Source organism: uncultured Jannaschia sp., assembly GCF_947494055.1.
Lineage (GTDB): Bacteria > Pseudomonadota > Alphaproteobacteria > Rhodobacterales > Rhodobacteraceae > Jannaschia.
Genome location: NZ_CANLTR010000064.1, coordinates 1 through 11,161 on the forward strand (window position 1 = coordinate 1; position 11,161 = coordinate 11,161).

At 67.5% G+C, this 11,161-nt stretch carries 7 protein-coding genes and 2 pseudogenes; 3 read left to right on the top strand and 6 right to left on the bottom strand.

Features of this window, described 5'->3' with window-relative positions; genetic code table 11:
• Positions 1–68 precede the first annotated feature (68 nt).
• The 3 genes and pseudogenes from Q1A87_RS21605 to Q1A87_RS21615 all read left to right on the top strand — a co-directional run.
• Positions 69–482: pseudogene (locus Q1A87_RS21605) on the top strand (integrase core domain-containing protein); the annotation flags it as partial.
• Positions 483–693: 211 nt separating this feature from the next.
• Complete coding sequence (locus Q1A87_RS21610; protein WP_299656397.1) at positions 694–1,776, top strand: XRE family transcriptional regulator; 1,083 nt, start codon at positions 694–696, stop codon at positions 1,774–1,776.
• Entirely contained in the window at positions 1,773–2,285 is a 513-nt protein-coding gene (locus tag Q1A87_RS21615) for a PIN domain-containing protein (protein ID WP_299656400.1), read from the top strand. Before Q1A87_RS21610 ends, Q1A87_RS21615 begins: the two co-directional genes overlap by 4 nt.
• A 13-nt stretch (positions 2,286–2,298) precedes the next feature.
• Here the strand turns inward: Q1A87_RS21615 and Q1A87_RS21620 are convergent, their stop codons facing one another.
• The 6 genes and pseudogenes from Q1A87_RS21620 to Q1A87_RS24320 form a co-directional block, all read right to left on the bottom strand.
• Complete coding sequence (locus Q1A87_RS21620) at positions 2,299–2,853, bottom strand: recombinase family protein (protein WP_299656402.1); 555 nt, start codon at positions 2,851–2,853, stop codon at positions 2,299–2,301.
• Between the two features lie 781 nt (positions 2,854–3,634).
• Positions 3,635–6,061, bottom strand: a complete 2,427-nt coding sequence (locus Q1A87_RS21625; protein ID WP_299656405.1) for an FAD-dependent oxidoreductase — start codon at positions 6,059–6,061, stop codon at positions 3,635–3,637.
• Complete coding sequence (locus Q1A87_RS21630; protein WP_299656408.1) at positions 6,058–8,433, bottom strand: FAD-dependent oxidoreductase; 2,376 nt, start codon at positions 8,431–8,433, stop codon at positions 6,058–6,060. Before Q1A87_RS21630 ends, Q1A87_RS21625 begins: the two co-directional genes overlap by 4 nt.
• Complete coding sequence (locus Q1A87_RS21635; RefSeq protein WP_299656411.1) at positions 8,430–8,978, bottom strand: XRE family transcriptional regulator; 549 nt, start codon at positions 8,976–8,978, stop codon at positions 8,430–8,432. The genes Q1A87_RS21630 and Q1A87_RS21635 overlap by 4 nt, the downstream gene beginning before the upstream one ends.
• Positions 8,979–10,186: 1,208 nt before the next feature.
• Positions 10,187–10,774 (bottom strand): sensor histidine kinase, encoded by a 588-nt coding sequence (locus Q1A87_RS21640; protein WP_299656414.1) that lies wholly within the window; start codon positions 10,772–10,774, stop codon positions 10,187–10,189.
• Positions 10,775–10,879: 105 nt separating this feature from the next.
• Positions 10,880–11,128, bottom strand: a pseudogene (locus tag Q1A87_RS24320) (GAF domain-containing protein); the annotation flags it as partial.
• Positions 11,129–11,161 lie beyond the last annotated feature (33 nt).

Genomic DNA, 11,161 nt, shown 5'->3' on the forward strand with positions numbered 1-11,161 from the left:
AATGAACGAGCGACACCAGCTATGAAGAAGCAGGTGGACGCCAGTTCCTACACCACGCCCCGGGACACTACCCGAAGGAGGCGCTGGTGATCCGCGTCAAACGCAGGCTCAATTCAACGGATGTGGCCGATGCTTTGACGGATCTGTTCATCCTACGCGGCCCGCCGGAATACATCAGATCGGACAATGGCGCGGAGTTCATTGCCAAGAAGGTGCGTGCCTGGATCGGGGCAGTGGGCGCAAAGACGGCGTTCATCGCGCCGGGATCACCCTGGGAGAACGGTTACTGCGAGAGCTTCAACGCCCGCTTCAGAGACGAGCTGCTGAACGGCGAGGTCTTCACCACGTTACGCGAGGCCCAGATCTTGATCGAACGCTGGCGGCGCCACTACAACACCGTCAGGTCGCACAGCGCCTTAGGATACCGGCCGCCGGCACCAAAAAGCATCGTCCCGATAGACCAGAGACCGACCATGCATTAACATTCAAACTGGACCACCCAATGGGGGCACTCCACGCGCACTAGCCGCGCCGCGCACGGCCCAGCCGCGATCGTGAGGCACTACGTGTTGGTTTCTCTTGATCATAGGGCCGCCCTTCATTTCTCGCCGGGCGATTCCGCCACTCGCTAACCTGAGGTTGACACTTTGGAGCTATAATGATGTTTGTCAACCACGCCATGGGGAGGACGATATGCTGGGCCAACGGTTGAAGCTCGCGCGGAAGAAGGCGGGGTTGTCGCTGCGCGACTTGGCCGAGCGGATGGAACCCCATGTCAGCGCGCAGGCCATCTCGAAGTACGAAGCGGACAAGATGCTGCCGTCGTCCTCCGTTCTGGTGGGGCTCGGACGATCACTCGACGTTTCGCTCGACTTCCTGATGGGTGGGCAGGTGGAGGAGCTGTGCGGCATCGAGTTCCGCAAGCATTCGCGCACTGGTGCGAAAGATCGCGCGCGCGCCGAAGCCATCGTGCTTGAGCATCTCGAGGACTACCTCGCGGTGGAGGATATTCTCGATGCGCCACCGCAGGCCAACGCATTCGGTGACGAGGTCGGTCTACGGGTGGAGAGCTTCGAGCAGATCGACCACGCTGCGCGGAAGTTGAGACGATCATGGAAGCTCGGTATCGATCCGATCCCGAGCCTCTCGGCGCTTCTGGAAGAGAAAGGCATCCGCCTCGTTCAGGCCGATCTGCCCGAACGCTTCGACGGGTTAACCTGCACTGTGCGTTGCGCGGGCGAGCGATCGTCCTTCCCGGTGGTGGTCGTCTCATCGCGTGCGAGCGTGGAGCGGCGGCGGTTCACTCTCGCGCACGAACTGGCTCACCGTATCATCGCGTCGAGCGACAATCCGAACATCTCACTAGAGAAGGCGATGAACCGCTTCGCCGGAGCGTTCCTCGCACCCGAGGAACACTTGTGTAGTGAGTTCGGCGGGGGACGACACGGGACCACCTATCGAGAAATCCTACGGGTCAAACATGTCTACGGCATGTCGGCCGCCGCGATGCTCGTTCGGCTCGGTCAAACCGGGCTGCTACCGGAGGGAGTCGTCCAGTACGCATTCCGAACCTGGGCGCGGCGGTGGCGCACCGAGGAGCCCGAGCCACTCCGCGAGGGCGAAGGATTTGACGCGTTCGAACGTCCGCGTCGCTACAAGTCGCTGGTTTGGCGCGCGGTTGGTGAGGAGATGATCTCGCCCGTGCGCGCGGCACAGTTGCTCAAGAAGCCACTGGCAGACGTTGAAGCGCAGATCCGCGGACCCGAGGCCAGGTGAGTGCCTCGCGCCTCGTCGTCGTCAACGACGCCTCCTGCCTCATTGACCTGCGCAAGGCCCAGCTTCTGCACGTCCTTGCACGCCTGCCGCACCACTTCGTCGTTCCGTTTCCCATCCGCCAATCAGAACTTCTCGACTTCACCGCGCAGGAATGGCGCGTACTGGACGACGGTGGGATGGAAACCTTCGATCTCCCCGCCGAGCTGGTTGGCCGGGCGCTGACCGTTCGCGCCCGTTACCCTCGCCTGTCAGCGAACGACGCCTTCGTCCTCGCCACGGCCGAGGCGCGGGACCGAAGCGTCCTGCTGACTGGCGACAGTCTCCTACGCCGCGTCGCGGAAGACCGCGGGGCGCGAGTCCATGGGGTCCTCTGGGTCATCACGGAGTTACACGTTGCAAGGGCTTGCGATGTCGAACAGCTGCGTGAAGCGTTGTCGATCTGGTCGGCAGACCGGTCGGTGTTCCTACCAGACCGGCTGATCCAAGAAACGCGGCGACGGCTACGCTGATTGTTTCCCTCCTCTAACTTAGGGGGTTCTTCCTCAACACCCGCCACACCGTGCTCCGCGATATGCCTAACTCTCGCGCGATGGCCACGGTGCGTATACCCTGCGCGTGCAGCGCCCGTACCTGTTCGGGATCGACCACCGGTTTGCGTCCCTTGTAAATACCCCTCGCCTTGGCCCGCGCGATCCCTTCCATCTGCCGTTCGCGGCGCAGGTTAGTCTCGAACTCCGCGAACACTCCCAGCATATCGAGGAACGCCTTGCCCGCGGCGGTGGAGGTGTCGATCGGCTGCTCGGTCGCAACCAGGGCCACCTTCTTCTCGTGCAACTCGCGCACGATGTCCTGTAGGTCACCGATGGAGCGGGCGAGGCGATCCACCCGCGTGACGACGAGCTCGTCGCCGGGCTGCAGGAAGGTCAACAGAATGCCTAGTTCCTCACGACCCTGGCGAGAGGTGCCCGAGACTTTCTCCTCGCGGATCACCGCGCAGCCGGCGCGAGAGAGTGCCGCGCGCTGCACGGTGAGGTCCTGGTCGGTCGTGCTGACCCGGGCGTAGCCATAGCGGGGCATCCGTCAGCGCCTCCGATGCATAGCAGGCACGCTGGAGGAAAAGAGATGCTCCCTCATGCGCGGTAGAGGGCGTGCTGCAGATCGACGAAGGCCTTCTTGACCATCGCCATGTCGCCCAGCCGGACCTTCGCGTCGCGCGTGCCAGCCAGTCCGCGAGGGCTTCGCACGAGGACATGAGGCCGCCGGCATCCCGGCGCGGCACGCCGCGCTCGCCGAGTTCCGCCCGCCACGGTACGGGGGCAATATCCGCAGGGTCGGGGCGCGCCTGGCCTGGCCGGTGGGCCTTGATCCAGTCGAGGTCGAAGCGGCTGGGGACACCGCCTGGCGCCCAGGTGACGAAGAGGGCATCCGGCGTGATCTCGGCCTGGAACGGTGCAAGGTCGAGGGGCACGCTCGTCAGGTCGAAGTCGCGCTCGCCGGTCTTGGCGTGAAAGCCCGAAGGATCGCTGTCGCGCAGCCAGATATAGGGAAACTGGCCGACGGTACCGTCGGACCAACGGATCTCAAGGCTCTCGGCCCCGGAGGTGAGGGTAGATGTCATGGATCTCTCCGATGGGAATGTGGTGGTTTGGAAGGCCGTCTCAGCCGCCCGCGGGGGGCGGCCACCACTCCTGGCCCTTCCCATGCGGGTGGCCCAGGCATCTTCCCAACACGGCGCACATGGCCCCTCCCAAACGTGCCCGTCCTAGTGGAGCACTAACGGCTGTCGGGCGGAAGCGTTGTCTCGACGACGTTCGCTAAGACATGCCCGCCCGCTCGTCCTGCAAAGCCGCTCCGGAGGTCAGGTCCGCATTCGCTCGCCCCTTGGATCGAGCAATGGCTTCAAAGACGCCGTCGCCGGGATGCGGACGCCCGTGACGTCGATCTCGTAGTTCGAGGCGAAGACTTCCGCCAGCGTCTCGCCGGGGCAGGGGACGTAGCCAAGGCCGATCGCGCCGCCCAGGCTGTGCCCGTAGCCGCCCGATGTCGTGTGCCCGACCATCTCGCCATCCCGCAGGATGGGCTCGGCGTGGAAAAGGAGGGGTTCGGCATCCTCGAGCTGGAACTGTAGCAGGCGCTTCTGCGGGCCGCTTGCGCGAACCTCATCCACGGCGGCCGCGCCGACATAGCCGCCGGTCTTGCGGCAGGCGAAGCCAAGGCCCGCCTCGATTACGTGGTCGGCGGGCGTGATGTCGTGGCCCATGTGCCGGAAGCCCTTCTCGATGCGAAGCGAGTCCATCGCGTGCAGGCCGGCGAGGGTCAGCCCGTGATCGCGCCCGGCCTCCATGATCGTCTCGAAGGCATGGGCCGCCATGTCGGCGGATACGTAAACCTCCCAGCCGAGCTCACCGACATAGGACAGGCGGTGCAGGCGCGCGCGGCCCATTCCCAGATCCACCTCGCGGGCAGTGTAGAAGGGGTGAGCGGCGTTCGACATATCCTCGTGCACGACCCCGGCCAGCAGCGCGCGCGATCCCGGTCCCATCACGGCCATCACGGCCTCTCCGGCAGTAACGTCGGTGACGGTGGCGGCCATGTCGCCCGCGATGCGGCGCAGGCGGGTCTCGTCGCGCAGACGGGTGGCGGCGGGCGTGACCATCATGAAGGCCGTTTCAGACAGGCGCGTAACGGTGACGTCGGCCTCGATCCCGCCGCGGGCGTTGAGCATCTGGGTATAGACGATCCGCCCCGCGGCCACGTCCAGATCGGCCGCGCAGGCCAGCGCCATCAGGCGCGGGGCGTCGCGCCCCTCGATCCGCAGCTTGCCGAAGGAGGACATGTCGTAGAGGCCGACACCCTCGCGGATCGCCAGATGCTCGCGCCGCTGCGCCCGCCACCAGGTTTGGCGGCCCCAGCCGTAATCGTAGCCCTCGCCGGGCGCGCCGAACCAGTTGGCCCGCTCCCAACCGGCCAGCTCGCCCATAACCGCGCCGTGATCCAGCAACTCGCGGTGCAGAGGCGAGCGGCGGACGCCCCGCGCCGTGGCCTTCTGGCGGGCGGGCCAGTGGTCGGCGTAGAGCAGCCCGAGGCTTTCGGTCGCGCGGGCGCGCAGGTAGCGGCGGTTCGACTGGAACGGCTCCATCCGGGCGATGTCGACATCCATCAGGTCGAACGGCATCTCGTCGCCCTCCATCCATTGCGACAGGGCGAGGCCCGCGCCGCCCGCCGACTGGATGCCGATGGAGTTGAAGCCCGCCGCGACCCAGACGTTGTCCGAGCCGGGGCAGGGGCCGAGATGGTAGGCGTCGTCGGGCGTGAAGCTTTCGGGGCCGTTGAAGAAGGTATGGATGCCCGCCTTGGCCAGCATGGGCATGCGGGCGACGGCCTTTTCGAGGATCGGCTCGAAGTGGTCGAGATCCTCGGGGAGCTGGTCGAACTCGAACCCCTCGGGGATCGGGCCCCAGGGCTTGGCGACCGGCTCGAAGGCGCCGAGCAACATCTTGCCCGCATCCTCCTTGTAGTAGGCGCATTCGTCGGGGACGCGCAGGACGGGCAGCGCGCCGAGACCTGCGATGGCCTCGGTGACGACGTAGAAATGCTGGCAGGCCTGAAGGGGGACGGCGTGGCCCAGCATGGCACCGACCTCGCGGCCCCACATGCCGGCGCAGTTGACGACGTGGTCGCAGGCGATGGCGCCCCGCTCCTTGCCGCGGCGCCACTCGACATGGGTGACGCGGGCCCCGTTGCGGCGCACGCCCGTGACCTCCGTGCCCTCGGCCACGGTGGCACCGCGCATCCGCGCGCCTTTGGCGAGGGCGATGGTGATGCCCGTCGGGTCGCCCTGGCCGTCCTTCGGAAGCCAGACGCCCGAGCGAACGTCGCCGATGTCGAGATGCGGATAGCGTTCCAGCACCTCGGCGGGCGAGATCTCCTCGACCTCGACGCCGAAGGCGCGCGCCATGCCGGCCTGGCGGGTGATCTCCTCACGGCGGTCTCTTGTCAGCGCCACCGTGATCGAGCCGCAGCGGCGGAAGCCGGTGGCCAGCCCGGTCTCCTCTTCCAGGGTGCCGTAAAGCTCCTGGCTGTAGCGCGCGAGGCGGGTCATCGCCGGGGTCGCGCGAAGCTGCGCGATGAGGCCGGCGGCGTGCCACGTCGTACCCGAAGTCAGGCGCCTGCGCTCCAGAAGGACCGGGTTCCAGCCCAGCTTGGCAAGGTGATAAGCGACCGAGCAGCCGATCACGCCGCCGCCGATGATGACGACGCGGGCCGTGCCGGGCAGGGCGGTCACGCGCGGATCCGCGAGAAGTCCGCATCCCAGGCGGCGCTCTGCAGCACCCGCGCGGTGGCGGTCTCGCCGAAGATGTCGATGGCGAGCTCGGTCCCGCCCTCGGCTTGCGCCAGCGGCACCATCGCCAGCGCGAGCGGGCGGCCCACCCGGTGGCCATAGGCGGCGGAGGTGACCTCGCCCACGATCTCGCCGCCCAACAGGACGTTCGACATCGCGGGCGGCTCGCGCGTCCCATCATGCGCGACGAGCACAAGGCGCCGCTCGGCCGGGCCTGGATCGGTTAGGAAGCGCGACAGGCCCAGTTCCTCGGGGGTGTAGTCGGTCGAGATGTCCCCCTTCCAGGAAAGCCACCCCTTCTCCAGCCGCAGCGAGTCGAGGGCGATCATGCCGAAGGGCCGCGCCCCGGCCTCCGTCACGGCGTCCCAGATGGCGGGGACGTGCTCGGGGCGGGCGTGGACCTCCCATCCGAGCTCGCCGGCGAAGGAGACGCGCGCCAGCTTGGCGGGGCGCCCGGCGACCTGCGCCGCCTGGTGGGAGAGCCAGGGTAGGGACAGGTCGGCGTCGGTGATCGGGGCCAGTACCGCGCGGGCCTCCGGGCCAGTGACGAGCAGGGTCGAGAAGTCGTCGGTCCGGTCGGTCAAGGTCAAAGCGTCCGGCAGGCCGTCGAGGAGGACGTCGCGGTCGTGCCACTGCGCCGCGGCGGCGGTGATCAGGGTGAACGCGTCCGCTCCGCGCCGGATCACCGACATCTCGGTCAGGCAACGGCCGCGCGTGTCCTTGAAATAGGCGAGGCCCATGCGCCCCGTCCCAGGCAGTCGCGTGGCGATGCGGGAGGCGAGCCAGTCGGCGGCGCCCGGCCCTTCGAGGTCGAAGCGCGAAAAGCCGCAGATATCGATGACGCCGGCATGGTCGCGTACGGCAGCGACCTCCTCGGCCACGGCGCCCCACCACGGGCCCTCGCGCTCGAAGGTCTCGGTCGCTGCCTCGGAGGTGTCGTCGCCCGGGCGGGCGTACCACAGCGCGCGCTCCCATCCGCCGAACGCGCCCATCTGGCCGCCCGCCGCGACGATCCGACCGTGCACGGGCGAGAGGCGCTTGTCGCGGCCCTCCGGCCAGGCATGGAACGGGTGGTGCATCGCGTATTCGTGCCGGTAGACCTGCAGCCCCATCGCGTCGGCCGCGTCCTGATCGGCCCAGCTGGTGAAGCGGCGCGGGTCCATCGCCCAGGCATCCCATTCGGGCGCGCCCTCCACGATCCAGTCGGTCAGCAGCTTGCCTGCGCCCCCTGCCTGCGCGATCCCGAAGGTGAAGACGCAGGCCTCGAAGGCGCCTCGAACCCCCGGCATCGGCCCGATCAGCGGCAGCCCGTCGGGCGCGTAGGGGATGGGGCCGTTGATGACCTTGCTGATGCCGGCCGTGCCCAAGAGCGGCAGGCGGGCCATGGCGTCCTCGATATAGGGCTCCAGCCGGTCGAGGTCGTCGGGGAAGAGCTGGAACGAGAAATCCTCGGGCATCGACCCGTCGGTCCAGTAGGGCTGTCCGCCCCGCTCGTAGGGGCCGAGGTTCAGGCCGTGCTTCTCCTGCCGCAAGTAGTAAGAGACGTCCGGGTCGCGCACGAGAGGCAGCTTGTGGCCATTCGCGCGAGACCATTCCGCGATCTCGGGGATCTCGTCGGTCAGCAGATACTGGTGCTGCAGCACGGTCATAGGGACGGTGCGGCCGCCGAACGGCACGAACCACTCGCCGATGCGCTGCGCGTAGTAGCCGCCCGCGTTGACCACGTATTGGCAGCGGATGTCGCCCTTGTCGGTGCGGACAATCCACTCGTCCCCGTCGCGCGCCACCCCGGTAGCGGGGCAAAAGCGGTGGATGCGCGCGCCGAGCTTGCGCGCCCCCGCCGCGAAGGCCGCCGTCAGCGAGGCGGGGTCGGCGTCGCCGTCATGCGCGTCCCAGAACCCCCCCGCCAGGTCGTGTGTCTCGAGGAAGGGATAGGCGTCCTCGATGTCCCGTACGGACATGATCTCGGTGGGCATCCCGAGCTTGCGGCCCCAAGAGGCGACGTGCTCGAACTCGCGCATCCGGTCAGCGGTATGGGCGAGGCGAACCGCGCCGGTGACGTTGTAGGTGAAGGGTGTGCCCGTGGCTTCCGCGAGCCCGCGGTAGAGCTCCATCGAATAGCGCTGGAGTTTCGTCATCCCCAGAGAGGTCGAGAAGGTCGGGCAGTTGCCCGTCGCGTGCCACGTGCTGCCCGCCGTCAACTCGTTCTTTTCCAGCAACGTGCAGTCCGTCCAACCCCGCAGCGCCAGATGATAGAGGCAGGAGGCGCCGACGACGCCGCCTCCGATGATGACGACGCGCGCGGTCTCGGTCATTGCGTGCTTTCCTGGGTGTAGATGGCGGGGGTGATGATCCAGATCGCCACGGCGGGCTCGCCATGCGGGTTCATCCAGCTGAACGGCTCGCCGCGCAGGCGGGCGGTGTCGCCGGGGCCAAGGTCGTGGCGCACGTCGCCCAGCCAGATCGTCAGCTGGCCCGAGAGCATATACGCAATCTCTGTGGTGTGCCGGGTGACGGGATTGTCCCGCCGGGCGCCGGGGGCAAAGGTCGAATGGATGACCTCGAACCCGTCTGTGAGATCGGGCGAGAGCAGGGTCTCGCCGAGCCCGGGCACCCTCTCGCCCAAGGGACGCCCGGCACCGCTGCGCACGATCTCTCCGGTGTGGGCCGCGGTCAGCATGCTCAGGGGCGCGTCCAACGTGTCGGCGAGCCGGGCGAGGGTGGCGTCGTCAGGGGTGGAGAGATTGCGCTCGATCTGGCTCATCCAACCAACGGACCGTCCGAGACGGCCGGCCAACTCGGCGAGAGTCAGTCCACGGGCGCGGCGCAGGGCGCGAAGGTCGGCTCCCAAAGTATGCATCGACAGAAATCCCGTGAAATTCTGTCGTGTAATTTCACATCTGGACCGACGGTGCAATTGGGAACCGGTCTCGGGCCGTGGAGGGCGCCGCGCCTCCGCACCCTGCCGCTGCGCCGCTGTCGCCGCGGTATGGACTCCATGCCATGCCCTCGGCGACTTCCCGACATTCGCTTGAACTTCCGGCTGACCCGAGAGGCATCGCTGTAGCCGACGTCCGTCGCTGCCTCGCTCCGGGGGGGGCGGCGATGCGCATGGCGGCATCGTTCAGGCGCAGTCTTATGCAACGCTCCCATGGGACATGTCCCCGACCGCGAGGTTACGAATGCCGAGCCGGTAAGGTCGACGGGCGTGCGGTCAGCGTGGGGGACGATCGGCCAGGTGAACGGGAAACCCGGCATCTCGATGCGGTCGGTCGGCAGCAGCCCGTCCGGACGGGTGGTCCTAGGTTCCTCGCCGTTCGTCGTTCGCCGCTCGGCCTTCGCACACGCCCGCAATCACCTCGCGCAAGTTCGGCGCGCCACAGGTCTTCGTATGGCCGGGATGCATCTTCGCGAAGCGCGCAGGCATCGCCCCCGGCCAGTTCCAGAAGGCGATCGACCGTCCGGCTCTCGACGTCAGCCGCCGTCATGTGATGGCGTGCGGCGAGCCCCCAACCCGAGAAACGAACCGTCAACGCCAAACCACGCATGTGGTCGGTCCTTCCGGTCGAGCTATCGCGCGTGGTCTTCCCGAAGCCTGCGACAGGTGGACCGACGGGGCGGCACACCGATGCCAGTCGGGGCGGCCTTTACCGATGACACCTATCTCAAGCGACCCTGAACGGGAGGCCATGCTCCGGCGGCCGCTCGGAAGAGCGCGCGCTGGCGGAGATTCCCTGGCACGGTGCCGGATGACCGACATGGCTTGGGGTGCGGCACGACTGTCGCCGGACCGAACGTTACCGGAGCGCTCGTAGCCGGCAACTGCGCGGCGCTACAAACCTTCCGGGCTTGCATCGGAATGCTTGGCGCGGCCCGCGCGTCCGGCCGCTTCGAGCTCGGCGCATGAGAGAGGCGATGCCGGACGAAACGTGCCAAGCGCCGGGGCGACGGACTCTAGACGATCGCGTGCAGGACCCACGCAGGTTCGCTTTCCAAGTTTGTCGATCGTGGCGCCCGCAACGATCCTCCTGAATGCGCAGCTTCTTGACCGGGGTAACTGGGCAACCATCAGGTTTTCGGCGCACCCGATCCGGCACCGTGTTGCCCCTCGATCGTGAATACCGCGCCAGTCGGTTCCAGCCGCAACTCGGATCGGCCGCCAAAGTATTCGCCGACGATGCGGTCGAGAATCGTGGATCCGAACCCGGTGCCAACGTTCGGCTCGGGGGCGGACCCGCCTTCCTCGCGCCATGTCAGGCGGAAGGCCTGCGCCGCGGCGCAACTCCAGTGCACGACGATGCGGCCTTCGGGCACCGCGAGCGCCCCGTACTTGGCAGCATTGGTTGCAAGCTCGTGGATACCGAGCGACAGGCCCAGCATCTGCTGCTCCGTAAGCATGACGGACGGTCCATCGAGCGTGAGCCGGTCCGGCTTATCGAGATGGGGCGTCATCGCCTTGAGGATCACGTCGCGGATATCGGCGTTCGAGGTGCTGCCGTCGGTCAGCATGTCCTGGGCGCGCGCCAGTGCGGTCAAGCGGGCGGCGACCTGCGCGCGGCCAGCCTCCAGCGTCGTCGCGTAGCGCAGCGACTGCGTGGCAATCACCTGCGCGATAGTCAGCACGTTTTTCATCCGGTGCGCGAGCTCGCGGTTCATCAGCTCGCGCTCCTCGACGGCCCGGACCCGTTCGATGGCGGCGTAGGTACGGTCGAATACGGCGCGGATGAAGTCGAGTTCGCCCTGCGTCCAGCTCCGCGGTCGATCGTCGCCCAGAAAGAACACGGTCGTGAGGCGACCGCGCTCCATCAGCGGAACCTGGGCCAGGGCGCGCAGGCCGATCCGCTCGAGCGGCCCGGGTTCCGTCACGCGCGGATCGTCACGGACGTCGTTGAGAACCACCGTCTCGCCGCGTTGCAGAAGTTCGCTCAGGAGACCGTGATCGTCGAACCGCAGCGTTTTATTCAAGAGGCTCGCAGCCCCGCGGGCAGTCCAGTCGACCCTGACCGTCATGATCTCGCCGTCAGGATCGACCTCGCCATGCCC

Coding starts and splice junctions, on each gene's coding strand:
- Q1A87_RS21620 (WP_299656402.1), bottom strand. CDS start 2,853: ATGCCCCGCTATGGCTACGCCCGGGTCAGCACGACCGACCAGGACCTC.
- Q1A87_RS21610 (WP_299656397.1), top strand. CDS start 694: ATGCTGGGCCAACGGTTGAAGCTCGCGCGGAAGAAGGCGGGGTTGTCG.
- Q1A87_RS21635 (WP_299656411.1), bottom strand. CDS start 8,978: ATGCATACTTTGGGAGCCGACCTTCGCGCCCTGCGCCGCGCCCGTGGA.
- Q1A87_RS21630 (WP_299656408.1), bottom strand. CDS start 8,433: ATGACCGAGACCGCGCGCGTCGTCATCATCGGAGGCGGCGTCGTCGGC.
- Q1A87_RS21640 (WP_299656414.1), bottom strand. CDS start 10,774: ATGAACCGCGAGCTCGCGCACCGGATGAAAAACGTGCTGACTATCGCG.